This window comes from Streptomyces sp. NPDC042346 (assembly GCF_055581845.1).
Genome location: NZ_JBVJEH010000002.1, coordinates 203,313 through 226,885, shown reverse-complemented (window position 1 = coordinate 226,885; position 23,573 = coordinate 203,313). Strand labels below are relative to the sequence as shown.

At 72.8% G+C, this 23,573-nt stretch carries 21 protein-coding genes and 1 riboswitch; of the genes, 13 read left to right on the top strand and 8 right to left on the bottom strand.

The genetic code is table 11. The features are described 5' to 3' along the window. Nucleotides 1–41 precede the first annotated feature (41 nt). Nucleotides 42–1,328, top strand: a complete 1,287-nt coding sequence (locus tag ACZ6K0_RS09655; protein ID WP_376406470.1) for an alpha/beta family hydrolase — start codon at nucleotides 42–44, stop codon at nucleotides 1,326–1,328. Here the strand turns inward: ACZ6K0_RS09655 and ACZ6K0_RS09650 are convergent. Further along, complete coding sequence (locus ACZ6K0_RS09650; RefSeq protein ID WP_469234064.1) at nucleotides 1,322–2,242, bottom strand: LysM peptidoglycan-binding domain-containing protein; 921 nt, start codon at nucleotides 2,240–2,242, stop codon at nucleotides 1,322–1,324. The genes ACZ6K0_RS09655 and ACZ6K0_RS09650 overlap by 7 nt on opposite strands. Before the next feature lie 5 nt (nucleotides 2,243–2,247). Further along, nucleotides 2,248–2,401: riboswitch (cyclic di-AMP (ydaO/yuaA leader) on the bottom strand. A gap of 396 nt (nucleotides 2,402–2,797) precedes the next feature. Here ACZ6K0_RS09650 and ACZ6K0_RS09645 point away from each other — a divergent pair. Then, nucleotides 2,798–3,421: a DUF6197 family protein gene (locus ACZ6K0_RS09645; RefSeq protein ID WP_469234066.1), complete on the top strand. Its 624-nt coding sequence runs from the start codon at nucleotides 2,798–2,800 to the stop codon at nucleotides 3,419–3,421. A 48-nt stretch (nucleotides 3,422–3,469) separates the two neighbouring features. Here the strand turns inward: ACZ6K0_RS09645 and ACZ6K0_RS09640 are convergent, their stop codons facing one another. After that, on the bottom strand, nucleotides 3,470–5,494 hold the full coding sequence (locus tag ACZ6K0_RS09640) for a phosphocholine-specific phospholipase C (protein WP_469234067.1): 2,025 nt from the start codon (nucleotides 5,492–5,494) through the stop codon (nucleotides 3,470–3,472). Nucleotides 5,495–5,832: 338 nt separating this feature from the next. Between ACZ6K0_RS09640 and ACZ6K0_RS09635 the strand changes: the two genes are divergently transcribed. Beyond that, nucleotides 5,833–6,756, top strand: coding sequence for an SIS domain-containing protein (locus tag ACZ6K0_RS09635; RefSeq protein ID WP_469234071.1), 924 nt, complete (start codon nucleotides 5,833–5,835; stop codon nucleotides 6,754–6,756). A gap of 31 nt (nucleotides 6,757–6,787) precedes the next feature. On the opposite strand, the gene ACZ6K0_RS09630 is transcribed toward ACZ6K0_RS09635, so the two are convergent. Next, nucleotides 6,788–7,969, bottom strand: a complete 1,182-nt coding sequence (locus ACZ6K0_RS09630; protein WP_469234073.1) for an FAD-dependent monooxygenase — start codon at nucleotides 7,967–7,969, stop codon at nucleotides 6,788–6,790. Between the two features lie 74 nt (nucleotides 7,970–8,043). On the opposite strand from ACZ6K0_RS09630, the gene ACZ6K0_RS09625 reads away from it, so the two are divergent. Together ACZ6K0_RS09625 and ACZ6K0_RS09620 are read left to right on the top strand one after the other, a co-directional pair. Beyond that, nucleotides 8,044–8,601, top strand: coding sequence for a TetR/AcrR family transcriptional regulator (locus ACZ6K0_RS09625; RefSeq protein WP_376406458.1), 558 nt, complete (start codon nucleotides 8,044–8,046; stop codon nucleotides 8,599–8,601). Between the two features lie 48 nt (nucleotides 8,602–8,649). Beyond that, nucleotides 8,650–9,183, top strand: a complete 534-nt coding sequence (locus tag ACZ6K0_RS09620; RefSeq protein ID WP_376406456.1) for a GNAT family N-acetyltransferase — start codon at nucleotides 8,650–8,652, stop codon at nucleotides 9,181–9,183. 13 nt (nucleotides 9,184–9,196) lie between these two features. On the opposite strand, the gene ACZ6K0_RS09615 is transcribed toward ACZ6K0_RS09620, so the two are convergent. Next, nucleotides 9,197–10,501 carry a serine hydrolase domain-containing protein gene (locus ACZ6K0_RS09615; protein WP_469234075.1) on the bottom strand — a complete coding sequence of 435 codons (1,305 nt, stop codon included), beginning with the start codon at nucleotides 10,499–10,501 and terminating at the stop codon, nucleotides 9,197–9,199. 230 nt (nucleotides 10,502–10,731) lie between these two features. Between ACZ6K0_RS09615 and ACZ6K0_RS09610 the strand changes: the two genes are divergently transcribed. The 3 genes from ACZ6K0_RS09610 to ACZ6K0_RS09600 all read left to right on the top strand — a co-directional run bounded on the left by ACZ6K0_RS09610 (nucleotide 10,732) and on the right by ACZ6K0_RS09600 (nucleotide 14,004). Continuing rightward, nucleotides 10,732–11,688, top strand: a complete 957-nt coding sequence (locus ACZ6K0_RS09610; RefSeq protein ID WP_469234077.1) for a GlxA family transcriptional regulator — start codon at nucleotides 10,732–10,734, stop codon at nucleotides 11,686–11,688. A 176-nt stretch (nucleotides 11,689–11,864) separates the two neighbouring features. Continuing rightward, nucleotides 11,865–12,860 (top strand): type I glyceraldehyde-3-phosphate dehydrogenase, encoded by a 996-nt coding sequence (gene gap / locus ACZ6K0_RS09605; RefSeq protein WP_376406450.1) that lies wholly within the window; start codon nucleotides 11,865–11,867, stop codon nucleotides 12,858–12,860. Nucleotides 12,861–13,134: 274 nt separating this feature from the next. After that, nucleotides 13,135–14,004, top strand: a complete 870-nt coding sequence (locus tag ACZ6K0_RS09600; RefSeq protein WP_469234080.1) for a poly(ethylene terephthalate) hydrolase family protein — start codon at nucleotides 13,135–13,137, stop codon at nucleotides 14,002–14,004. Nucleotides 14,005–14,062: 58 nt separating this feature from the next. On the opposite strand, the gene ACZ6K0_RS09595 is transcribed toward ACZ6K0_RS09600, so the two are convergent. The 3 genes from ACZ6K0_RS09595 to ACZ6K0_RS09585 are packed head-to-tail and all read right to left on the bottom strand — an operon-like array spanning nucleotide 14,063 to nucleotide 16,763. Beyond that, nucleotides 14,063–14,569: a GerMN domain-containing protein gene (locus ACZ6K0_RS09595; protein WP_469234082.1), complete on the bottom strand. Its 507-nt coding sequence runs from the start codon at nucleotides 14,567–14,569 to the stop codon at nucleotides 14,063–14,065. Then, nucleotides 14,566–16,071, bottom strand: a complete 1,506-nt coding sequence (locus ACZ6K0_RS09590) for an ATP-binding protein (protein ID WP_469234084.1) — start codon at nucleotides 16,069–16,071, stop codon at nucleotides 14,566–14,568. Before ACZ6K0_RS09590 ends, ACZ6K0_RS09595 begins: the two co-directional genes overlap by 4 nt. Beyond that, nucleotides 16,068–16,763, bottom strand: a complete 696-nt coding sequence (locus ACZ6K0_RS09585; RefSeq protein ID WP_376406442.1) for a response regulator transcription factor — start codon at nucleotides 16,761–16,763, stop codon at nucleotides 16,068–16,070. The genes ACZ6K0_RS09590 and ACZ6K0_RS09585 overlap by 4 nt, the downstream gene beginning before the upstream one ends. 134 nt (nucleotides 16,764–16,897) lie before the next feature. Here ACZ6K0_RS09585 and ACZ6K0_RS09580 point away from each other — a divergent pair, with 134 nt between their 5' ends. The 4 genes from ACZ6K0_RS09580 to ACZ6K0_RS09565 are packed head-to-tail and all read left to right on the top strand — an operon-like array spanning nucleotide 16,898 to nucleotide 20,584. After that, nucleotides 16,898–17,557, top strand: coding sequence for a hypothetical protein (locus ACZ6K0_RS09580; protein WP_469234086.1), 660 nt, complete (start codon nucleotides 16,898–16,900; stop codon nucleotides 17,555–17,557). Next, entirely contained in the window at nucleotides 17,554–18,633 is a 1,080-nt protein-coding gene (locus ACZ6K0_RS09575) for a peptidoglycan-binding protein (RefSeq protein ID WP_469234088.1), read from the top strand. Before ACZ6K0_RS09580 ends, ACZ6K0_RS09575 begins: the two co-directional genes overlap by 4 nt. After that, on the top strand, nucleotides 18,630–19,385 hold the full coding sequence (locus ACZ6K0_RS09570; RefSeq protein WP_469234090.1) for an ABC transporter ATP-binding protein: 756 nt from the start codon (nucleotides 18,630–18,632) through the stop codon (nucleotides 19,383–19,385). The genes ACZ6K0_RS09575 and ACZ6K0_RS09570 overlap by 4 nt, the downstream gene beginning before the upstream one ends. Then, nucleotides 19,382–20,584 carry an ABC transporter permease gene (locus ACZ6K0_RS09565; protein WP_376406433.1) on the top strand — a complete coding sequence of 401 codons (1,203 nt, stop codon included), beginning with the start codon at nucleotides 19,382–19,384 and terminating at the stop codon, nucleotides 20,582–20,584. The genes ACZ6K0_RS09570 and ACZ6K0_RS09565 overlap by 4 nt, the downstream gene beginning before the upstream one ends. Before the next feature lie 61 nt (nucleotides 20,585–20,645). Here ACZ6K0_RS09565 and katG read toward each other — a convergent pair whose 3' ends face one another. Next, on the bottom strand, nucleotides 20,646–22,865 hold the full coding sequence (katG, locus tag ACZ6K0_RS09560; protein WP_469234092.1) for a catalase/peroxidase HPI: 2,220 nt from the start codon (nucleotides 22,863–22,865) through the stop codon (nucleotides 20,646–20,648). Between the two features lie 208 nt (nucleotides 22,866–23,073). Here katG and ACZ6K0_RS09555 point away from each other — a divergent pair, with 208 nt between their 5' ends. After that, a complete protein-coding gene (locus ACZ6K0_RS09555; protein ID WP_376406430.1) occupies nucleotides 23,074–23,484 on the top strand; it encodes a Fur family transcriptional regulator in 411 nt (136 codons plus the stop codon). The last annotated feature ends 89 nt before the right edge of the window (nucleotides 23,485–23,573 follow it).

Sequence of the window (23,573 nt, the reverse complement as noted above, 5' to 3'; positions counted from 1 at the left end):
TCCGCCCCGCGCCCGGGCCGCGTGCGGAAGGGCGGCGGGCCATGGACTTCACTGATCGCACCGACGCGGGCCGGCAGCTCGCTGCCCGCCTCGGCCACCTCAAGGGCCAGGACGTCGTGGTCCTGGGGCTCCCGCGCGGCGGCGTACCGGTGGCCGCGCAGGTCGCCGACGCGCTCGACGCGACCCTCGACATCTGTCTCGTCCGCAAACTGGGGGTGCCGCAGCAGCCGGAGCTCGCGATGGGCGCCCTCGGGGAGGGCGGGGTGCGGGTCCTCAACGAGCACGTGCTGCGCGAGACCGGCGTGGGGGAGCGGGATCTCGCGGCCGTGGAGGAGCGCGAGCACGTCGAGCTCGAACAGCGCACCCAGCGTTACCGGGGAAGTCGCCCGCCCGTGCCCCTCGACGGCAGGACGGTCGTGGTCGTCGACGACGGGCTCGCGACGGGCGCCACGGCCCTGGCCGCCTGCCGGGTGGTCCGTGCCAAGGGTGCCGCGCGGATCGTCCTGGCGGTGCCGGTCGCACCGCGCGGCTGGACCGCACGCGTCGGCGGCGAGGCCGACGAGACCGTGTGCGTCCGCGAGCCCGACTTCTTCTACGCGATCGGTCAGTTCTACCGGGACTTCTCGCAGACGACCGACGCGGAGGTGCTCGCCTGCCTCGACCGCAGCCGGGCCGCGCGCGGACCCGTCGTGCGGGACTCGGACGTCCGGATCCCGGTGACCGGAGCCACCCTCGGGGGACGGCTCGCCGTCCCCGACGGCGCGACCGGCGTCGTCCTCTTCGCCCACGGGAGCGGCAGCAGCCGGCACAGCCCGCGCAACCGCGCGGTCGCGGCGGCCCTGAACCGGGCCGGGCTCGGGACGCTGCTGTTCGACCTGCTGACCGAGAGCGAGGCGACCGACCGGGCGCACGTCTTCGACACCCCGCTGCTCGCCGGCCGGCTGGCGAGCGTCACGGAGTGGCTGGCCGGGGAGCCCGGGGGCAGCGACCTGCCGATCGGATACTTCGGGGCGAGTACGGGCGCGGCCGCCGCGCTGTGGGCGGCGGCCGATCCCTCTTCCGGTGTCGCCGCCGTCGTCTCACGCGGCGGCAGGCCCGACCTGGCGGGCGAGCACCTGGCCCGGGTGCGCGCCCCGACCCTCCTCGTGGTGGGCGGCCGGGACGCGCTCGTCCTGGACCTCAACAGACGGGCCCAGGCCCTGCTGCGCTGCGAGAACCGGCTGACCGTCGTCCCCGGCGCCACGCATCTCTTCGAGGAGCCGGGCGCCCTGGAGGAGGTGGCGGAGCTCGCCACGGACTGGTTCGCCGAGCACTTCCGGCGTCAGTAGGCCCCGTTGACGTTGTCGATGGAGCCGTAGCGGTCGGCCGCGTAGTTGCAGGCGGCCGTGATGTTGGCGACCGGGTCGAACAGGTCCGTGGACGTGCCCGGCACGTGATAGGCGTCGAAGGTCGGCTGGATCACCTGGAGCAGACCCTTCGAGGGGGTGCCGGCCACGGCGTTGGAGTCCCAGAGGTTGATCGCCTGGGGGTTGCCGGAGGACTCGCGCATCACGTTGCGGAGGATTCCGTCGTACGAGCCGGGGATGCCGTGCTGGGCCATGATGTCCAGCGAGGCGCGGATCCAGCCGTCGAGGTTGTCGGCGTACTGGGTGGCGGCTGCCGGGGCGGCCTGGACGGCAGGCGCGGCAGCGGGAACGGCCTGCGCGGCGGAGGCGCCAGAGGCGGCGGCCGGCGCCGCGGCACGGCGCTCGGAACGGCTCGCCCGATCCGTCGTGGTGGAGCTCTTCTTCTTCTTCTGCACGGTGGCAGGCGCCGGGGCGGCCTTCGCGGAATCCCGACGAATCGTCAGTTCGAGACCGGGGTGAATGAGTGACGGATTGTCACCCACGGCGGACTTGTTGGTCCGGTAAATCGACTTCCAGCCGCCCTGAATTCCCTTCTTATGGGCGATCAAGGAAAGCGAGTCACCGCTGACGACGGTGTACGTACGCGCGGCGACGGGAGCGGACGGCACGGCGGCGGGCCGCGCGGTGACGGGCTGCGCCGCGAAGGACTGCACCGCGTGGGACTGCGCCGCGTGGGACTGGGCGGCGATCCGGGGTGCGGACGAGACGGTCTCGGCGCCGGCCGTGGCGGGCATGACCAGCGGCAGGGCCAGGGCGGCCCCGCCCGTTCCGGCGAGTGCGAGACCGCGGGAGACGGTGCGGCGGCGGGGGCGGCGGTGCTTACCGTGTGCAGGCATGACGGGATTCCTCTCCGGCGCCTGCGGGGTGAGCTGTCGGGTTCGGACGGGAGATGTCCGGCCGCGCACACGCGGCTTCACCCCGAGCCGTTCCGGATTCCGGACCGGCGAATTCGTGGGTCCCCCGCTCCTGCCGTCGGGTGAAAGGGAGGTGTTTCGGGCGGCGGCAGGATTAGGCGTTCCGCTCGAATGGGGGTGACCGTAGGCCAGTAATGCGACGGATAACAAGAGGAGCTGGTCGTTCGCTCCCGGAATTGGATCTCCGAATTCAAGGAATTCAAGATCGACCGGACTCGGACCCCGGTGAACTTCCGTGCGCGGTACGGCCTGCGGCCGAATGGGTGCCCGGCGGCGGCGAGGGAAAGTGAACCGCGTCACCCGGTGAGCAATGTCCGAATATGCGACGTAATTCCGTTGGTGAGTAAATAGGAGGAAATTAGCCTCTGTGGGCTGTTCGCCCGAGCCGGACTCCGATGGGGGGCTAGGTATGGTCAAAAGTCGCAAACCCGACATTCTTCTTGAATGATGGAGGCACCCGACCCAGGAGCCCTCCGGATGCCGACCACCACCACCTCCCCGCTCAGCCCGGACACCCTCGACCGCGAGGCGGCCGCTCTCTTCGAGAGCGCCACCTGGCAGCGGATCGTCACCGACTGGACGGCCCCCACGCCGACGGTCGCCGAGCCGGCGGTCCCCGCGCCGCCGGCCGACTGGCGGGCGCTGCTCTCCGTGTCCGTGGACCAACTCGTGGCCGACGCGCTCGACGCGCTGCCGCCGCCCGCCCCCGCCGAGCGCACACTCCCGGGCCGGATCGGAGCCGTACTCCCGGACCGCCTCCATGCCTGGCGCCGGATCGGCCGCCCCGAGCTGCGGCCCTCGGTGCACCTCGGCTACGCGCGGCTGGTGCTCACCGAGTGGGGCTGGCAGAACGCCCCGTACAAGCTGCGCGACGCGCGGGGGGCGCGCTGCGTCTGCGGCGCGCTCCTCGCCGCCCACCGCCTCGGCCACGGCGGCGCGGACACCATGAACGAGGCCGCCGCCTGGATCATGACCGAGCTCCGGTCCCGGGGGTGGCACGACCTGATCGGTCCGTGGAACCGGGCGCCCGGCCGGACGGCCGCCGAGGCGGTGGACCTCCTCGACGCGACGATCCGCCGGGCCGCGCACGCCGGCCGGTGACGGGCGGTGGCGCCCCGCCCGTGCCCGTCACCTGCCGGGTGCGGGGGTTCAGCCGGTGACGCTCGGGGCTCCCGTCTCGATGTGGCCGGTGTACCGGCGTGACCAGGTCCCGTCGATGTCGGCGAGGATCGTGAAGTCGTACCAGCCGCCGTTGTAGGCCACCGCGTTGAAGAAGTCCTCGCGGCTGGAGTTCGCCGGGACCGTGTACGTCCACGGTCCGTCCGTGCGGTACGCGTTCGAGCGGATCGTGAAGGTCACCGGCGCCGCAGAGGTGTTGGTCATCCTGAACCAGAGGGCCGTCCGGCCCGTCCCCGCCTCGGGCGCGAACCGGGCCGCGACCTCCACGGCCTTGCCCGCCTTGGACGCGTCGCCGATGAAGCGCCGCAGGAAGCGGTTGGGGCCCATCATCGAGATGTCGTACTTCCCGGACCCCGACCCGAGCCCGATGTTGAAGTAGTCGGAGGCCGTGCCGCCCGCGTCGACCGTGTACTGCCAGGCCGCCGTGTCGCGGTGCTGGTACGGGTGGATCGAGAAGTGCGCCGCCTGCTTGGCCTCCGTCCCCTGGTTCGTCATCGAGAACCAGGCCAGGATCTTGCCGGCGGCCCCGAACTCGAACCGGTCCAGGTTGCCGTTCACCTGGTACGGCAGCGCGCGCGCCGGGCGGGTGCCGGACTCCTGCGCGGGCTGGGCGTTGTTCTGGGGCGCGGGGTTCGGCAGCGGGCCGCAGGTGGACTGCCCGATGACCTTCGCCGTCGACGGGAGGCCGGCGGGCACGCCGTACACGGGGTGGGCGAAGTCGAAGACGCTCGTCAGGTCGCCCGTCACGCGGCGCCGCCAGGCGCTGATGTTCGGACAGGTGGCGGGCGTGCCGAGAGCCGCCGTCCAGGTCTCCATGAAGCGGAGGACGGAGGTGTGGTCGAAGACCTCGGAGCTCACCCAACCGCCCCGGGTCCACGGAGACATGACGATCATCGGGACCCGGAAGCCCAGGCCGATCGGTACGCCGTCGAGGTACTCGCCCGGCGTCCCCGGCGGGGCGACCGGCGGCGGCACGTGGTCGAAGAAGCCGTCGTTCTCGTCGTAGTTGAGGAACAGCACCGTCGAGTCGAAGACCTCGGAGTCGGCGGCCAGCGCGCGGTACACGAGGTCGACGAAGTGCGCGCCGTCGCCGGGCGGCGCGTACGGGTGCTCGGAGAACGCCTCGTTGGCCACCACCCACGACACCTGCGGCAGCGTGCCGGCCACGACGTCGGCGCGGATGGCCGCGGCGATGTCGTCCGGCGTCGATCCGGTGACCTTCGGGACCGAGCCCATGCCCCGGTCGTACAGCGGGTCGCCGGGGCGTGCGTCGGTGAACTTCTTGAAGTACGCGAGGCCGTTGTCGCCGTAGTTGTCCTGGGCGTTCTGGTAGACCTTCCAGGTCATCCCGGCGCGCTGGAGCGCCTCGGCGTACGTCTCCCAGGTCAGCCCCGACTCGTCGCCGCCGTCCTTGCTGGAGCCGTCGATCTTGCCGCTCCACAGGAACGTCCGGTTGGGGCCGGTGGCGCTGAGCGTCGAGCAGAAGTACGCGTCGCAGATCGTGTAGTGGTCGGCGAGCGAGTGATGGAAGGGGATGTCCTCGCGGTCGAGGTGGCCGAGCGTCCGGGTGTTGCCCACGCCCGTGACCCAGTTGTCCATGCGGCCCTTGTTCCAGGCCGCGTGCTGCGAGGTCCAGCTGTGGGGCAGGTCGCCGTTGCACTGCGCGAGGGTCTCGCCGTCGACACCGCCGGCGGGCGGGGTGTCGCTGAGCTTCCACGGGTACTGACGGCCGCCCCAGTTGGGCTGGTTGAACATGCCCCAGCCGCCGGGCAGATTGCCCGCGGCGCGGTCGCCGAAGCCCCGGACACCGCGCAGCGTGCCGAAGTAGTGGTCGAAGCTGCGGTTCTCCTGCATGAGGATCACCACGTGCCGGACGTCGGTGAGCGTGCCGGTCGCGGCACGCGCGGCGGCCGACGCCCGGCCGGGCGGCAGCGCCGCCCCGGCGACGAGCCCCGCGCCGATCCCGACGAATCCCCTGCGGCTGATGGGAAGCATGCCCCGCCTCTCGTGTCACGGCGTGCCAGGGCGGCACGTCGGGAGACATGATGGGGGAGGGGAGCTTAAAGGTATACGTCTGTGCCGTAATTCCTGGGTGAACAGACCAGGGCCAGGGAAAACCGATGTGAAGATTGGTCCGATCTCATACCAATAGCGAATGTGCGTCGCGGAGGGTGGCGCCGCCGAGGTCGCGGTCGGCGAGGCTTCGGAGACACGTCCGGCAGCCGTCCGTGAACACCGGGCGCAGCGGGTAGCCTCCGCGTCCCAGGGCGTGGGCGCCCGCCCTCACGCGTCTTCCAGCGATGCTCGCGCATCCTCCTCGCAAGGAGTCCTGCATGACCACCTCTCGCACCGCCGTGGAGATCGCCTCGCAACCGGCCGTCTGGCGCCAGGCGGCGCGCGGTCTTCCCCGGCACACCGCCGCCCTGCCCCGCCGGGGCGAGCGCGTCGCCGTGATCGGCTGCGGCACCTCCTGGTTCATGGCCCTCGCCTACGCCGGGCTCCGCGAGTCCGGCGGCCACGGCGAGACCGACGCCTTCGCGGCCTCGGAGTTCCCCCACGGCCGCCGCTACGACCGCGTCGTGGCCATCACCCGCTCCGGCACCACCAGCGAGGTCCTGGCCGTCCTCGCCCGGCTGCGCGGCGAGGTGCCCACGGGTGCGCTCACCGCCGACCCCACGACCCCCGTGATGGACCTCGCCGACGAGGTCGCCGTCCTGGACTTCGCCGACGAGGAGTCGGTCGTCCAGACCCGCTTCGCGACCACGGCGCTCGCCCTGTTCCGCGCGCACCTGGAGGCCGAGGACGCCCTGCCGGCGGGCGTACGGCCCCTGGCGGAGGCCGCCGAGGACGCCGAGCGCGCCCTCGGCGTCCCGCTCGACGAAGCGGTGCGCACCGCCGGGCAGTTCACCTTCCTCGGCACCGGCTGGACCTACGGTCTGGCCCTGGAGGCCGGGCTGAAGATGCGTGAGGCGGCCGGGGCGTGGACGGAGGCGTACCCGGCGATGGAGTACCGGCACGGTCCGATCAGCATCACCGGCCCGGGGCGCGTCGCCTGGGGCTTCGGCGCCCTCCCGGCGGGCCTCGCGGACGAGGTGCGGAAGGTCGGCGGCACGGTCGTCGAGAGCGACCTCGACCCGCTCGCGGACCTGATCCGGGCCCAGCGCCTCGCGGTGGCGGTGGCCGAGGCCCAGGGGCTCGACCCCGACACCCCCCGGAACCTGACCCGTTCCGTGGTCCTGGCCGACCACCACGCCTGACCGCCCGGCCCTCCCTCAGGGCGGGCCCGGGTCAGGCCACCTCGTGTCCGGTGCCAGGCAGGCTCGGCGGCGTCCAGTCCGCGTGCCGCAGGATCGCGCCGACGGCCACCCGGGACGGTGCCAGCCGGAGGACGGTGTTGCGTACGGAGACGGCGAGAGGCCGGGTCAGCTGCCCGCCCATCCGGCCTGCCTGCCGGGCGGCGCGGGCGACGGCCTGGCTGCGCGGGCGCCGCTCGGCGTCGTACCGGGTCAGGGCCGTGTCGGGGTCCGGCGCCGCGGCGAGCGCGGCGGCCAGGGTGGCCGCGTCCTCCAACGCCTGGCAGGCGCCCTGACCGAGATGGGGCGTCATGGCGTGTGCCGCGTCGCCGAGGAGGGCGACGCGGCCCGCGACGAAGGAGGGCAGGGGCGCGACGAGTTCGTGGATGTCGTGGTGCAGCACGGCGTCGGGGCGGGTCGCGTCGAGCAGCGCGGGGATCGGATCGTGCCAGTCCGCGAAGCGGACCCGCATCGCCGCGAGCGCGTCGGGATACCGCACGCCCGGGGGCGAGCCCAGGACGGCATGCCACTCGGCGCGGCCGTCGGCGAACGCGATGTGGCCGAACTCGGCCCCGTGCCCCCAGGTCAGCTCGAAGTCGGAGGCGAGGCCGACGGGGACGTCCGTGACGGCCCGCAGCACGGTGGCACCGCTGTAGGCGGGACCGGGGTGGCCGGGGAACAGCCGGGCCCGGATCGCGCTGCGGACCCCGTCCGCGGCGACGACCAGGGCCGCGTCCCGTGTCCCGTCCCCGACGGCGACGCGTACACGACCCGGCGCCGTGCGGTCGACGGCCGTCACCTCGGCCCCGGTGACCAGGCACTCGGGCGGCAGTGCCGCCCGCAGCAGGCGGTGCAGCACGGAGCGGCGGATGCCGACGATCGGTGTGCCCAGCGTCCGCTCCAGGGCGGCTCCGTCCATCCGGGACAGCCACCCGCCGCCCGGGACCCGGGTGCCGCCCGTGTACTGGGGCCGCGCCGCCTCCCGCACCGCGTCGCCGACGCCCAGCACGTCGAGGGCGCGGATGCCGTTGGCGTGGAGGGAGATCCCCGCGCCGGCGTCGTCGAGGACGGGGGAGCGCTCGACGACGGTCACCTCCCAGCCGACCCGGCACAGGCCCAGCGCGGCGGCGAGCCCGCCGATCCCTCCGCCGACGACCACCGCGTTCCCGTCGACCATGCCGACCCCCTCCTCCTTCTACACCTGTAGAAGGAGGAGGCTACTCCTGTCCTCTACAGGTGTAGAAAGGGGGGATGCTCACCGATCGACGTACCGTCCTCGCCGACGCGGCCATCGACGTGCTCGCCGAGCACGGCATGCGGGGCCTGACCCACCGCGCCGTGGACCGGTCCGCGAACCTGCCTCCCGGCACCACCTCCGCCTACTACCGCACGCGTCAGTCGCTCCTCACCGCACTCGTGCGCCGCCTGGTCGCGCTCGACCAGGAGGAGCTGGAGGAGGCGGGCCGGCACACCCGGGCGTTCCGGAACCCCGCCGAACTCGCCGCCGGGATCGCCGCCTTCACCGCGCGCCGCCTCACCGGCCCCGGCCGCCACCGCTCCCTCGCCCGCTACGCCTGCGCGATCGAGAGCGTGCACCACCCCGAACTCCGCGAGATCCTCACCCCGCGCGAGAACACGGCCCGCGAAGCCGTACGCGCCTTCCTCGCCGCCCAAGGCCTCACTGACGCGGACGAACGCACCATCACCCTGCTGACCTGCGTCGACGGTCTGGTCTTCGACCGCCTGATCAACGGCGGACCGGTCACGGAGAAGGAGATCGCCACCCTCGTGACGGCGGCCCTGCACTGACGGGGGCGGGTGGCGTGGCGGCCCCGTGCCATGCGTCAGGATGGGGGCATGACCGAGATCCGTACCCCCCGCCTCCTCCTCCGACGCTGGACCGACGACGACCTCGTCCCCCTGGCCGAGATCAACGCCGACTCCGAGGTCATGCGCTGGATCGGCGACGGATCGGTGCGGGATCTGGAGGAGACCGCCGAGGACATCGAGCGGTACGAGGAGGAATGGGACGACGAGGGCTTCGGGCTCTTCGCCGTCGAGCTCCTCGCCTCCGGCGAGCTGATCGGCTTCGCGGGGCTCTCCGTGCCGCAGGGGCTGCCGGAGCTGATGTCGGACGTGGAGATCAGCTGGCGTCTGGGCAGGCCCTTCTGGGGCCAGGGGTACGCCTCCGAGGCCGCCCACGCGGTCCTGGAGTTCGCACTCCAGGACCGGGGGCTCGACCGGGTCGTCGCCGTCACCCACATCAGCAACTCGGCCGCCGAGAACATCATGGGCAAGCTCGGCATGACCGCCGAGCGCGAGACGAACCACCCGGCCTTCGACGTCCCGCTGCGCGTCTACGCCATCGACCTCACCGAGTACGAGGCCTGATCGGAGCTTCGGCTCAGTGGCGCTCGGGCAGGTCCCGTTCCGCCGGGAGCTGCGTCAGGCCGGCGTCCGCCGACGAGGCGGCGGCGCGCGACGACGGGGCGGCCGCCGGCTTCTTGCCGCAGAACGCCGCCTCCAGCGTTCCGCCGAGCGCCGTGTTCGCGGAGCCGTGGTTCGAGGTGTTCGCCACCGCCGAGAGGCTGCGCCTGCCGTCACGCGTCGAGAACGCGTACGTGTAGAAGCCCTGCACGGTCCCGGTGTGGCCGAAGATCTGCGTGCCGCACGAGAGGTCGTACCGCCGCAGCCCGAGCCCGTAGAAACGGGTGTCGGTGGTGTCCGTCGGCGTCACCGTCGTCATCGCCTCCAGCATGGCCGGCGACAGGAGCCTGCCGCGCATGAGGGCGCTGGTGAAGGTGTTCAGATCGCCGGGGCTGGAGATGACGGCCCCGGCGGACTGCGCCCACGACACGGTCTGCTCCGTGGAGTCCACGAGCGCGCCACCCTCCTCGTCGGGGTGCAGGTACCCGCGGACGTGCAGCCCCTCGATGCGCGTGTCGGGGTGCACGTACGAGGTGTCGCGCAGCTTCAGCGGCTTGAAGATGCGGCGCTCGTACGCGTCGGCCACCGGCCGGCCCGTCGCCTTCTCGATCAGCATGCCGACCACCACGAAGTTGGCGTTCGAGTACTTGTACGCCACACCGGGCTCGGTGGTCCGGGGCAGGGCCAGGGAGAGGTCGACGAGCTCCTGGTAGCTGAACACCCGGTTCCGCACGGCCTCGAAGCCGGGCACGGTGTTGTTGAACATGTCGTCCGTGTAGTCGGCGAGACCGCTGCGGTGCGTGAGCAGGTGCCGGACCGTGATGCGGCCGTCGGGGAGCAGCCCGGGCAGGTAGTCGTCGACGGGCGCGTCGAGCGCCAGCTTCCCCTCCTGCACCAGCTGGAGGAGGACGACCGTCGAGAACGTCTTGCTGACGCTGCCGATCCGGAAGCGGGCCCGGGTGTCCATGGCCGCACCCGAGACGCGGTCCCGCACGCCGACGGTCCGCGTCCGGACCCCGTCGGGACCGGCGTACCGGGCCATGGCGCCCGGCGCCCCGTTGGTCATCGCCGAGTTCAGCGCGGCGGTCACACCCTCCATGTCGGGGGTGGGAGTCGGGGCGGTGGAGGTCGCGGCCTTGGCGGCGAGAGCCGCGGAAGCCGAGGGAGCCGCGGGGGCTGCGGGCGCGGCGAAGGCGCTGGTGGCCGGGGCGACTCCCGCGGCGAGCGCGGCGATCAGGGTGGCGCTCACGGCCAGGCGGCGGCGGTGGGACGGCAGGGGCACAGTGGTTCCTCGGCTTCTTCCGGTGCGTCCGGATCGTTCGGCACGGCCCACGGCAGCGGTGGGCCGAGGGCCCGGGGACGCGCCACCGTGACCGGTGCGACCCCCGACGCCCAAGGATCATGAGTGCCAACGCGCGAGAGCGGTTCCTGACACGGGGGACGAGTTCTGGAGTGCGCTGTTCCTGGTACGCGGAACGCCGACGGCCCAAGGGGCCGCGTACCCTCGTTCACGTGCCCGCTTCCCGCCTCCACCGCGTCGCCGTCCTCGTCCTCGAAGGCGCGAAGCCGCTCGACGTCGGCATCCCGGCGCAGGTGTTCACGACCCGCGCGAGCATGCCGTACGAGGTACGGGTCTGCGGCGCGGCGCCCGGACCCGTCGCGGGCGGGGACGGACTGTCGTACCACGTCGCCCACGGCCTCGACGCCCTCGCCTGGGCCGACATCGTCTTCGTCCCCGGCTACCGGTTCCCCGACCGCGAGGACCCGCCGCAGGCCGTCGTCGACGCGCTGATCGCCGCCCACGACCGGGGCGCCCGGCTGGCCGCCATCTCGACCGGCGCGTTCGCGCTCGCCGCCACGGGTCTCCTCGACGGCAAGCGCGCCACCACGCACTGGCACTACGCGCGGGCGCTCGCGGCGAAACGGCCGCTCGTCCGGGTCGACGAGAACGTCCTGTTCGTCGACGAGGGCAGCGTCCTGACGTCCGCCGGCGCCGCCTCCGGCATCGACCTGTGCCTGCACATCCTGCGCGGCGACCTCGGCGTGGCCGCCTCGAACCACGCGGCCCGCCGCCTCGTCGCGGCCCCGTACCGCAGCGGCGGCCAGGCGCAGTACGTACCGCGCAGCGTGCCCGAAGCCCTCGGCGAAAGGTTCGCCGCCACCCGCGAATGGGCCCTGCACCGGCTCGGCGAGCCCCTCACCCTGGAGATCCTCGCCCGGCACGCGGCGGTGTCGGCGCGGACGCTCTCCCGCCGGTTCGTCGAGGACACCGGGTACACGCCCATGCAGTGGGTGATGCGCGCCCGCATCGACATGGCCCGCGAGCTGCTCGAACGGTCCGGGCGGGGCGTCGAGCAGATAGCCGCCGACGTCGGCCTCGGCACCGGAGCGAATCTGCGGCTGCACTTCCAGCACATCCTCGGCACCACGCCCAGCGAGTACCGGCGGACCTTCGCCCAGGGCGAGTAACGCCTCCCTTTCCCTCGCGTGGCGCGCCCCTTTCCCCCTGCCTGGCGCGCGCCGGGCACCCGTCTGGCATACGGCTGGCGCGATCCTTGCGGACCGTGGCGATCACGCCGCTGTCACGGGCGGATTTCGTACGCGAGTCTGAAGCGCAACGGAACGGAACGGAAGGGACACCGCTCATGACTCGCATCGCGATCAACGGATTCGGCCGCATCGGACGGAACGTGCTGCGCGCACTCCTGGAGCGCGACAGCGACCTCGAGGTCGTCGCCGTCAACGACCTCACCGAGCCGGCCGCCCTCGCGCGGCTGCTCGCCTACGACACCACCTCGGGCCGCCTCGGCCGTCCCGTGACCGTCGAGGGCAACACGCTCGTCGTCGACGGCCGCCGCATCCAGGTCCTGGCCGAGCGCGAGCCGGCGCAGCTGCCGTGGGCCGAGCTGGGCGTCGACATCGTGCTCGAGTCGACCGGCCGCTTCACCTCGGCCAAGGCCGCCCGCGCCCACCTCGACGCGGGTGCGAAGAAGGTCCTCGTCAGCGCCCCGGCGGACGGTGCCGACGTCACGCTCGCCTACGGCGTCAACACCGACGCGTACGACCCCGAGCTGCACACGATCGTCTCGAACGCCTCGTGCACGACCAACGCGCTCGCCCCGCTGGCCGCGGTCCTCGACGAGCTCGCCGGCATCGAGCACGGCTTCATGACGACGGTCCACGCCTACACGCAGGAGCAGAACCTCCTGGACGGCCCGCACCGCGACGCCCGCCGTGCCCGCGCCGCCGCCGTCAACATCGTGCCGACGACGACCGGTGCCGCCAAGGCCATCGGCCACGTGCTGCCGAACCTCGACGGCAAGCTGTCGGGCGACTCGATCCGCGTACCGGTCCCCGTCGGCTCGATCGTCGAGCTCAACACGACCGTCGCCCGCGACGTGACCCGCGAGGACGTCCTGGCGGCGTACCGCGCCGCGGCCGAGGGCCCGCTCGCCGGCGTCCTGGAGTACTCGGAGGACGCGCTGGTCTCCGCCGACATCGTGGGCAACCCGCACTCGTCGATCTTCGACTCGGCCCTGACCCGTGTCGAAGGCCGCCACATCAAGGTCGTCGCCTGGTACGACAACGAGTGGGGCTTCTCGAACCGTGTGATCGACTCGCTCGAACTCCTCGCCGGCTGACCACAAGCCACCGGCCCGGCAGGCCCGCACACCTGCCCGGCCCCCCCTGAGAGCGCTCCGGCCCGGCCGTCCCGTAGAGGACGCCCGGCCGGAGCGCTCCGCCATGTGCGGTGCGTTGCGGTGCGGGTCCCGCTCGCTTGATTGGGCAGACGCCCAATCCCGCCCCGACAGCACTGGGCTCCTGCCGGGAGACACCCGTGTCGGCGAGCCCGACCATGGGCACTGGCCGCGATTGCGAGGACGCGCAACGCGCCGTACCCATGAAGGAGTTCCTATGTCAGGGAGATTCAGCCGGGCGCTCGGCAGTGCCCTCCTCGCCGTCGTGCTCGCGGCCGTCGCCACGCCGGGCACCGCCGGCGCGGCGGAGGCGCCGACGGGCAGGATCGCGTCGCTCGGCACCGACTGGGGCCAGACCGGCCCGTACGAGGTGAACGTCGACATCGGCGTCGTGCACACCTTCTACTACCCGCGGAACATGGGGAAGTCGGGAGAGCGCCACCCGGTGGTCATCTGGGGCAACGGCACCGGGGCCGTGCCCGGGATCTACAGCTCGCTGCTGCGGCACTGGGCGAGCCAGGGCTTCATCGTCGCCGCCGCCAACACCCCCACCTCGAACTTCGCGATCACCATGCGTTCCGGGATCGACGTCCTGGAGCGGTGGAACGCGGACAGCGGCAGCCCGTTCTACGGGAAGGTCGACCTCGAACACATCGGCTCCGCCGGGCACTCGCAGGGCGGCGCGGCGGCGATCAACGCCGCGATCGACCCGCGCGTCGACACCGCCGTGCCCATCCAGCCGGGTCCCCTCGCCAGCGCCGACCTGATGGACGAACCCGTCTTCTACCTGGCCGGTCAGCGGGACCTCACGGTGTGGCCCGCCCTCGTGAAGGCGTTCTACCGGGACTCCTCCCACGTCCCCGCCGTCTACGGCGAGGTCCGCGGCGCCGGACACCTCAGCTCCATCGGCGACGGCGGCGACTTCCGGGCCCCGACCACCGCCTGGCTGCGCTTCTGGCTGATGGGCGACGAGCAGGCCCGGGGCATGTTCTTCGGCCCCGGCTGCGGCTACTGCGTGGACGACGACCTCTGGTCCGGCTGGGAACGCAACACCAAGGCCCTGCAGATACCCGGTCCCACGGCCTGACGCCGAGCCGCGTGCCGGCGTGGACCGCTCGTGAGACCCGTCCCTCCCGGGGCGGGTCTCACCCGTCGAGGAACTCCGCACACCGGTACGGGCCCAGCACCGCCCCCTCGGCCGCCCGCACGGTGACCTCGACGTCGTCCGCGCTGACCTTCGGGTCGAGGACGGACTGGGCGCGTGCCAGCGTGCACACCAGCTGCCCCGTGCCCTGGTCGTGCCCCGACAGCGGATACGCGCCGTCCATGCGGATCGTGACGCGGGCACCCGTCCCGCTCACCGTGTAGCCGCCCAGCTCCTGGACCAGCGAGGTGAGCCCGTCGCGCTGCTCGGCGGGCCCGGGGCCCTGGGCGAGGAGCTTCATCACGGAGTTGAGGTCCTTCAGCTCCCTGTCGAGCAGCGGCACCCCGCGCAGACCGCTGTCCGAGGCGTAGTACAGCCGCATCCCGCGCGTCAGCCCCGACGCCGGCTCGCCCGCGCCGATCACCCCGGTCGGCTGGACACCGCAGCCGGCGAGGGCGAACCCCGCCGTCGCCAGCACGGCGACCGCGGCTCCCTGAGGGATCCTCACTCCGCTTCCTCTCCGGTACGTCGCTCGTCCGTGCGCCGCAGGGGCAGGCGCAGCGTGAACACCGCGCCGCCCCCCGGCCCGTCGGCCGCGTCGATCGTGCCGCCGTGCAGCCGCGCGTTCTCCAGCGCGATCGCCGTGCCGAGGCCGCTGCCCTGTCCGCCGGCGTCGGCCGCGCCGCGCGTGCGGGCCGCGTCCGCCTTGTAGAAGCGGTCGAAGACCCGGTCCCCGGCCCCCGGCGGCAGCCCCGGACCGTGATCGGCGACCGCCAGCGTGACCCACTCCCCGTCCTCGGCGACGGCCGTCCCGAGCGTCACGGTGACCGGCGGGGCCCCGTGCCGCAGCGCGTTCCCCACGAGATTCGCGACGATCACGTCGACGCGGCGCCGGTCGACGCTCGCCCGCACGCCCTCGGCGAGCTCCGTCCGCACCCGGTCCGTCCAGCCGCGCAGCGCCAGCGACGCCCGTACGGCCTCGGCGAGGTCCGTCTCGGCCGCGTTCAGCCGCACCGCGCCCGCGTCGAAACGGGAGATCTCCATCAGATCCTCGACGAGCCGCGCCAGCCGGGCCGTCTCCGCGCCGACCGTACGGGCCGCGCGCGCCGCGTCCGGCGGCAGCTGGTCGGCGTCCTCCTCGAGGACCGTCGCCACCATCGTCATCGCCGCGAGGGGCGTGCGCAGCTCGTGCGACACGTCCGCCACGAAGCGGCGCGCCTTCGCCTCCTGCTCGCGCAGCTCGGCGTCGGAGGCCTGGAGCGCGTCGGCGGTGTCGTTGAACGTCCTCGCCAGGTCGGCGAGTTCGTCGTGCCCGGTGACGGCGACCCGGCTGCCGAGATCCCCGGCCGCGAGCTCCCGCGTTGCCCGCCCCAGCTCCCGCACGGGACGCAGCACCGTCCGTGCGGCGAGCAGCGCCAGCACGGCGGCGAGCAGCACCACCGGCAGGACGCCCGACCGCACGGAGTCGAGCAGGGCGGCGGTGTCGTCGCGCTCGGCCCGCAGATCGGTGATCGCGAAGACCTCGAGGCCCGAGGTCCTGCGGTCCCCGTCGGCGTACGTCACGGGCATGCCGACGACCAGATAGGGCTCGCCCCGCCACATCACCCGCTGGAAGCGGGCCCCGGTCCCGGTGCGCACGGCGGTGCGCAGTTCGGCGGTGATCCGGCCGTCCGTGTCGGCGAGCGAGTCGGAGACGGCCACGAGGTCCTGGTAGCGGGCGACCACGATGCGGGCGCCGATGCCGTCCGAGACCTTCGCCGCGAAGCGGGACAGAGAGCGCTGGTCGGGCGGGACGTCGAAGTCGGCGGCGACCGCGGTGACCCGCTCCCGCAGGTCGTTCACGGCGGCGTTCTGGGTGCGCTGGAGAACGGCGGTCCGCGCGTCCCGGTAGGCGAGCGCGGTCGCGGTCACGGCGCTGACGAGCGCGACGACGACGAAGGCGACGACGAGCCGGGTACGCAGCCCGCCGACGAGCCGGCCGCCCCGCGACCGCCCGGACCGTCGCCTCACAGCGGCCCGAAGCGGTAGCCGAAGCCCCGCACCGTCTGCACGTACCGCGGCTTCGCCGGTACGTCCTCCAGCTTGGCCCGCAGCCGCCCGACCGCCGCGTCCACCAGCCGGGAGTCGCCCAGGAACGTGTGGTCCCAGACGGACGCGAGGAGCTGCTCGCGGCTGAAGACCCGGCCGGGGGAGGCCGACAGCTCCAGGAGCAGCCGGAGCTCCGTGGGCGGCAGCGCGATCGGGACGCCGTGCTTGGTGACGGTCAGGCCCGCGCGGTCGATGACCAGTCCGGCGGGGTCGCTCTCCGCTCCCCGCACGGGACCGGAGGGCTCCGCCCGCCGCAGCGCGGCCCGGATACGGGCTTCGAGGACGGGCGCGGTGACCGGCTTGACCACGTAGTCGTCGGCGCCCGCCTCCAGGCCCGTCACGATGTCCCGGTCGTCGCCGCGCGCGGTCAGCATGATGACCGGCAGGGTCGTGGTCCGGGCACGGATCCGGCGGCACACCTCGAAGCCGTCCATGCCCGGCAGCATCAGGTCGAGCACGGCCAGCTCGACCTTCGCACCGCCCGGGCCGTCCAGCAGGGCGAGCGCCTGCTCGCCCGTGGCCGCCGTGTCGACGGCGTACCCGTGCCGGCGCAGCACGAGCTCCATTCCGTCCCGTACGGACGCGTCGTCCTCGATGAGCAGTACATGCGGCATGGGAACGATTATGGGCATCCCGATCGCCGATCCGGCGCCCGGGGAGGCGACGGATCCGCAGGTCCGGGGCATTGTTACGTTCTCATCATGTGGCCATGGACAGGTCATCACGTGCCGTGGCGAGGGTGGAGCCCATGAAGCCCACCACGACCTCCCGTGCCACGGCCCGGCTGCGCCTCACCGCGCTCGCCGCGCTCCCCGTCCTCGCCTTCACGGCGGCCTGCGGCGGCGGCGACAGTGCCGGCGGCGCGGAGAAGAACGACGAGATCGCCTCCGTACCGGAGACCCCGTCCGCCTCGCGGTCCGCCTCGGCCGACGGCGGCGGCAGCGCCCCGAGCACCGCGCCCGCCGGGAAGAGCGCCTTCTACGACGCCCAGCTGACGTACGTCCGGTGCATGCGCACCAAGGGCGGCTACAAGGACTACCCGGACCCGAAGCTCAGCGGGCACCTCGACTGGTCGAAGATCGAGGAGATCTCGTCCCGGCCCGGCCAGAACGAGGCCGCCAAGGGCGGGAAGAACGGCGTCTGCGCCCCCGAACTCCAGCGGGCCATGCAGGCCGAGCCCAAGCGCGACCAGCAGAAGGACTACGAGTCGATGCTCGCGCACGCCAAGTGCATGCGCGACAACGGCGTCTCCCGCTTCACCAACCCGACCATGAGCGGCGGCAACGCCCAGCCGGGCGGCGACCCCAACCCCGCCTCGCCGACCATCGACACGCACTCGCCGGCGTACAAGCAGGCCCGCGAGGCGTGCAAGACGAAGCTGCTCGACGGTCTGGACGGGATGCAGTGAGGCGCCGCTCGGCCCTTCTCGCGCTCGGCGCGACGACCGTCGCCGCCGCGGTCACCGGGGGCGTCCTCGTCCTCGACCGCGGCGGCGAGACCGGCACGTCCGGCAAGAGCGGCGACCTGCCGCCCGCCACCGCGACCGTCGTCCGCACCGACCTCGTCCGGTCCAAGACGGTCGACGGCACGCTCGACTTCGCACAGCGCCGGACCGTCAAGTCCGCCGTCGAGGGCACCGTCACCGTGGCCGCCCCCGAAGGGAAGACGCTGACCATGGGGCAGGCCCTGTACGAGCTGAACGACAAGCCCGTCACCCTGCTCTACGGACCGGTCCCCATGTTCCGCGAGATGAAGACGGGCGACCGGGGCAGCGACGTCCTCCAGCTGGAGCGCAACCTCCGCGACCTCGGCTGGGGAGCCGGCCTGTACGTCGACACGCGGTACGGCAAGGACACCGAGGCCGCCGTCAAGCAGTGGCAGACGTCCCTGAACCGCGAGCCGACCGGCAGGGTCGGGAAGGGCGACGTCGTCTTCCAGCCCGGCAAGGTCAAGGTGGTCTCCGCCGACGCGGCCCTCGCCGACCAGGTCGCCCCGAACGGCCCCGTCCTGACCATCGCCTCCACCCAGCCCGTCATACGGGCCCAACTGGACCAGTCCGACGGGGCGCTCACCTCGCGCGGCACCAAGGTCGAGGTCACCCTGCCGAGCGGGAAGACCGCGGCGGGGCGGGTCGCCGGGACCGTGCGCCCCGAGGAGTCCGCGGCGGGCGGCGGTGCGGGCGCCCAGGACGGCATCACCGTCGAGGTCGTCCTGGACGGCGGAGTGGGCGCGGCGACCGGCGAGGACGCCAAGGCGTCGGCGAGCGTGAGGTTCGTCAGCGAGGCGCGCAGGGGAGTCCTCGCCGTCCCCGTCGAGGCGGTCGTCGCCCTGCGCGGCGAGAACGGCGGCTACGGCCTCCAGATCGTCCGGGGGACGGGCACGACGACCGTGCGCGTGGAGACGGGCATGACCGCCGACGGACAGATCGAGGTCAGCGGCCCGGACGTGCGCGAAGGCCTGAAGGTCGGGGTGGCGGCATCATGACGCCGACCCCGGCGACCGGCACGACGCCGACCCCCGCGACCGGGACGAGCGGTGCTCCCGTGATCGAACTGCGGGACGCCGGCAAGGCGTACCCCGGCGGCGTCCACGCCCTGCGCGCGGTGAACCTCACCGTCGAGGAGGGCGAACTGCTCGCCGTCGTCGGCCCGTCCGGCTCCGGCAAGTCCACGATGCTCAACGTCATGGGCACCCTCGACAAGCCCACCACCGGCACCGTCCGCGTCGCCGGGTACGACGTGTCCCGGCTCTCCGACTCCCGGCTCTCCGCCCTGCGCGCCCGGCACATCGGCTTCGTGTTCCAGCACTTCCACCTGGCGGCGGGGCGCGACGCCGTCGACAACGTCGCCGACGGGCTGCTGTACGCGGGCGTACCGCTGAGGGAGCGGCGGACGCGCGCGCGGGAAGCGCTCGCCAGGGTCCGCCTCGACCACCGCGGCTCCCACACGCCCAACGAACTGTCCGGCGGAGAGAAGCAGCGCGTCGCCATCGCCCGCGCCCTCGTGAAGGAGCCCCGGCTGCTGCTCGCGGACGAACCGACCGGGGCGCTCGACAGCGCGTCCGGCGAGATCGTCATGGAGTTGCTGCACGAGCTGAACGCCTCCGGCACCACGATCTGCGTGATCACCCACGACCAGGAGATCGCCGACTCGCTGCCGCGCCGGGTCCGCTTCAAGGACGGCGAGATCGTCTCGGACACACGGTCCGGATCCGCCGGGGAAGGGGCCCGCTCGTGAAGCCCGAGAACCATGGCCTCAAGCCCTCCCGCCTCTCTCCCGGTGACATCCTCCGCGTCGGCGCGGTCGGCCTGCGCGCACGCCGCGCACGCGTGGTGCTGTCGGCGCTCGGCATCGCCATCGGCATCGCGACGATGGTCGCGGTCGTCGGACTCTCCGAGTCGAGCCGCGCGGACCTCATGGCCCGGCTCGACCGCCTCGGCACCAACCTCCTCACCGCCGAGGCCGGCAAGGACGCCATGGGACAGGAGATCAGACTGCCCAAGAACGCGGTCGCGATGGTCGAGCGCATCGGGCCCGTGCGGCACGCCACGGCCACCGGAGACGTGGACGCCCGCGTCCGCCGCAGCGACGTCGTCCCCGAGGAACGCACCGCGGGCGTCACCACCCAGGCCGCGGGCATCGACCTGCTGTCGGCGCTCGGCGGCGAGGTGGCGAAGGGCGTGTGGCTCGACCCGGCGCGAGAACGGCTCCCGGTGACGGTCCTGGGCGCGGTGGCCGCGGACCGTCTCGGCATCACCCGCACCGGCGAGACGATCATGATGAACGACACGCGCGTGGTCGTCGTCGGCATCCTCGCGCCGCTCGAACTGGTCCCCACCCTGGACCGGGTGGCCCTCGTCGGATTCCCCGCCGCCGAGCACTACTTCGGCTTCGACGGCCATCCCTCGACCGTCTTCGAGCGCTCCACGGACGCCTCGGTGGAGGACGTACGGGCGGTCCTGGCCCGCACCATCAGCCCGGGTGACGAGGGCGGCGTCAAGGTGTCCCGCCCCTCGGACGCGCTGGCAGCCAAGGCCGCCACCGACGAGGGGCTGACGACCCTGATGCTCGGGCTCGGAGCGGTGGCCCTCCTGGTCGGGGGAGTGGGAGTCGCCAACACCATGGTGATCTCCGTCCTGGAGCGCCGCCAGGAGATCGGCCTCCGGCGCTCGCTCGGCGCGACCCGCAACGCGATCCGGCTCCAGTTCCTGACCGAGTCGCTGCTCCTGTCGGCGCTGGGCGGCGCGACGGGCGCGCTGCTCGGGGCGTCGGCGACGTACGTCTTCGCCCGGGTCCAGGGCTGGACGGCCGTGGTCCCGCCCTGGTCGCTGGCGGGCGGCCTGGCCGCGACGCTCCTCATCGGGGTGGTCGCCGGCCTCTATCCGGCGATCCGCGCCTCGCGCCTGCACCCGACGGTGGCGCTGAACGCGAGCTGAACGCGGGCGCGTCCCGGCACCGAAGGAGCCGGGACGCGCCCTGAGGACCGGACGGTGTGGATCAGGCGATGTCGAACCGGTCCAGGTCCATCACCTTGTTCCACGCCGACACGAAGTCGTTCACGAACTTCTCCTTCGCGTCGTCGCTCGCGTAGACCTCGGCCAGCGCGCGCAGCTCGCTGTTGGAGCCGAAGACCAGGTCGGCGCGGGTGCCGGTCCACTTGACCTCGCCGGTGGCGGAGTCGCGGCCCTCGTACGTGGTCGCGTCCTCGGACGTCGCCGTCCACGTCGTCCCCATGTCGAGCAGGTTGACGAAGAAGTCGTTCGTCAGGGAGCCCGGGGTCGTGGTGAGGACACCGTGCGCGGACTGCTGGTGGTTCGCGCCCAGGACGCGGAGGCCGCCGACGAGGACCGTGAGCTCGGGCGCGCTCAGGGTCAGCAGGTTCGCGCGGTCGATCAGCAGGTACTCCGCCGGGAGGCGGTTGCCCTTGCCGAGGTAGTTGCGGAAGCCGTCGGCCTGCGGCTCGAGCGCGGCGAAGGACTCCACGTCCGTCTGGTCCTGCGCGGCGTCCACGCGGCCCGGGGTGAACGGCACCTCGACGTCGAAGCCGCCGTCCTTGGCCGCCTTCTCGACGGCCGCGGAGCCCGCGAGCACGACCAGGTCGGCGATCGAGACCTTCTTGGTGCCCGCGGCGTCGAAGGAGGCCTTGACGCTCTCGAGCGTACGCAGCACCTGCGCGAGCTCGTCCGGGTTGTTGACCTCCCAGTTGCGCTGCGGCTCCAGGCGGATGCGGCCGCCGTTGGCGCCGCCCCGCTTGTCGCTGCCACGGAAGGAGGAGGCCGAGGCCCAGGCCGCGGAGACCAGCTGGGAGACCGTGAGGTCGGAACCGAGGATCTGCTCCTTGAGGGAGGCGATGTCCGCGGCGTCGAGCGTCTCGCCCTCGCGCGCCGGCAGCGGGTCCTGCCACAGGAGGACCTCGGAGGGGACCTCCGGACCGAGGTAGCGGACGGCCGGACCCATGTCACGGTGCGTCAGCTTGTACCAGGCGCGGGCGAAGGCGTCCGCGAACTGCTCCGGGTTCTCGTAGAACCGCCGCGAGATCTGCTCGTACGCCGGGTCGAAGCGCAGCGACAGGTCGGTGGTGAGCATCGTCGGGAGGTGCTTCTTCGACGCGTCGTGCGCGTCGGGGATGATCGCCTCGGCGTTCTTCGCCACCCACTGGTGCGCACCGGCCGGGCTCGTGGAGAGCTCGTACTCGTACGCGAAGAGGTGCTTGAAGAAGTCGTGGCCCCACTGCGCGGGAGTGGTGGTCCAGGTGACTTCGAGACCACTGGTGATCGCGTCGGCGCCCTTGCCGGTGCCGTACGCGTTGGCCCAGCCGAAGCCCTGTGCCTCCAGGGGCGCGGCCTCGGGGTCGGCTCCGACGTTCTCCGCGGGGCCGGCGCCGTGGGTCTTGCCGAAGGTGTGGCCACCGGCGATGAGCGCGACGGTCTCCTCGTCGTTCATCGCCATGCGGCGGAACGTCTCGCGGATGTCGCGGGCCGCGGCGACCGGGTCCGGGTTGCCGTTGGGGCCCTCGGGGTTGACGTAGATGAGGCCCATCTGGACAGCGCCGAGCGGGTTCTCCAGCTCGCGGTCACCGGTGTAGCGCTCGTCGTCGAGCCAGGTGGTCTCGGGGCCCCAGTAGACGTCCTCGTCGGCCTCCCACACGTCGGCGCGCCCGCCGGCGAAGCCGAAGGTCTCGAAGCCCATCGTCTCCAGGGCGACGTTGCCGGTGAGGATCATCAGGTCGGCCCAGGAGATGTTCTGGCCGTACTTCTTCTTGACCGGCCACAGCAGACGGCGGGCCTTGTCGAGGTTGCCGTTGTCCGGCCAGCTGTTGAGCGGCGCGAAGCGCTGCTGGCCGGCGCCGGCGCCACCGCGGCCGTCGCTGATGCGGTACGTACCGGCGCTGTGCCAGGCCATCCGGATCATGAGCGGGCCGTAGTGGCCGAAGTCGGCGGGCCACCAGTCCTGCGAGGTGGTGAGCACCTCGGCGATGTCCCGCTTCACGGCGGCGAGGTCGAGGGCGTTGAACGCCTCGGCGTAGTCGAACTCCGCGCCGAGCGGGTTCCCCACGGCGGGGTTCGTGGCCAGGATCTTCAGGTTGAGCCGGTTCGGCCACCACTGGCTGTTGCCGCCGCCCTGGGTCGGGTGCGCGGCGCGTCCGTGCGCGACCGGGCAGCCACCGCTGCCCTCCGCCTGCGCGTCTCCGACGATTGCTTCATGGTTCTCAGACATGCGGAATCCTTCCGGACCTGGCGAATCACGGTGCTCAGGAAGTGTGACGACACGCGCGGGATGGTCCGTCACGTCGCCGTCTCCCGCCGTGCTGGAGCCTTCCTGCCCCTTGGCCGTCAACAGAACAGATCCTACGATGGACCTAGTCCAAGTCAAGAACCCTGCCAAACACTGTCCGACGGCTGGCGCGCCGAAGAGGTGAGTAGACATGAGTGACCTGCTCGAGCGACTGCGAGCGCGAGGCTGGCGGATGACGTCCCAGCGGCGTGTCGTCGCGGAGGTCCTGGCCGGCGACCACGTGCACCTCACCGCGGACGAGGTGCACGCCCGGGCCGTGGTCCGGCTGCCGGAGATCGCGCGGGCGACGGTCTACAACACGCTGGGCGAGCTGGTGGCCCTGGGGGAGGTGGTGGAACTGTCCACGGACGGACGGGCGAAGCGTTACGACCCGAACGCGCACCGGCCGCACCAGCATCTGGTCTGCTCCGGCTGCGGCGTCATCCGTGACGTCCACCCGACGGGTGACCCGCTGGCCGTCCTCCCGCCCGCGGAGCGGTTCGGCTTCACCGTGTCGAAGGCCGACGTGACGTACCGCGGACTCTGCCCGGCCTGCGCCTGAGCGGGCGCCAGGGAACGCAGGGGAAACGCGGAGGAGCCCCTCCACCGGTGGACGGTGGAGGGGCTCCTCCGCTGCGTGTGCGCCGCGGT

What these genes read in the sequence shown, in the direction of transcription:
- ACZ6K0_RS09655 (WP_376406470.1), top strand. Translation starts at nt 42, where the DNA reads ATGGACTTCACTGATCGCACCGACGCGGGCCGGCAGCTCGCTGCCCGC.
- ACZ6K0_RS09650 (WP_469234064.1), bottom strand. Translation starts at nt 2,242, where the DNA reads ATGCCTGCACACGGTAAGCACCGCCGCCCCCGCCGCCGCACCGTCTCC.
- ACZ6K0_RS09645 (WP_469234066.1), top strand. Translation starts at nt 2,798, where the DNA reads ATGCCGACCACCACCACCTCCCCGCTCAGCCCGGACACCCTCGACCGC.
- ACZ6K0_RS09640 (WP_469234067.1), bottom strand. Translation starts at nt 5,494, where the DNA reads ATGCTTCCCATCAGCCGCAGGGGATTCGTCGGGATCGGCGCGGGGCTC.
- ACZ6K0_RS09635 (WP_469234071.1), top strand. Translation starts at nt 5,833, where the DNA reads ATGACCACCTCTCGCACCGCCGTGGAGATCGCCTCGCAACCGGCCGTC.
- ACZ6K0_RS09630 (WP_469234073.1), bottom strand. Translation starts at nt 7,969, where the DNA reads ATGGTCGACGGGAACGCGGTGGTCGTCGGCGGAGGGATCGGCGGGCTC.
- ACZ6K0_RS09625 (WP_376406458.1), top strand. Translation starts at nt 8,044, where the DNA reads ATGCTCACCGATCGACGTACCGTCCTCGCCGACGCGGCCATCGACGTG.
- ACZ6K0_RS09620 (WP_376406456.1), top strand. Translation starts at nt 8,650, where the DNA reads ATGACCGAGATCCGTACCCCCCGCCTCCTCCTCCGACGCTGGACCGAC.
- gap (WP_376406450.1), top strand. Translation starts at nt 11,865, where the DNA reads ATGACTCGCATCGCGATCAACGGATTCGGCCGCATCGGACGGAACGTG.
- ACZ6K0_RS09600 (WP_469234080.1), top strand. Translation starts at nt 13,135, where the DNA reads ATGTCAGGGAGATTCAGCCGGGCGCTCGGCAGTGCCCTCCTCGCCGTC.
- ACZ6K0_RS09585 (WP_376406442.1), bottom strand. Translation starts at nt 16,763, where the DNA reads ATGCCGCATGTACTGCTCATCGAGGACGACGCGTCCGTACGGGACGGA.
- ACZ6K0_RS09580 (WP_469234086.1), top strand. Translation starts at nt 16,898, where the DNA reads ATGAAGCCCACCACGACCTCCCGTGCCACGGCCCGGCTGCGCCTCACC.
- ACZ6K0_RS09570 (WP_469234090.1), top strand. Translation starts at nt 18,630, where the DNA reads ATGACGCCGACCCCGGCGACCGGCACGACGCCGACCCCCGCGACCGGG.
- katG (WP_469234092.1), bottom strand. Translation starts at nt 22,865, where the DNA reads ATGTCTGAGAACCATGAAGCAATCGTCGGAGACGCGCAGGCGGAGGGC.
- ACZ6K0_RS09555 (WP_376406430.1), top strand. Translation starts at nt 23,074, where the DNA reads ATGAGTGACCTGCTCGAGCGACTGCGAGCGCGAGGCTGGCGGATGACG.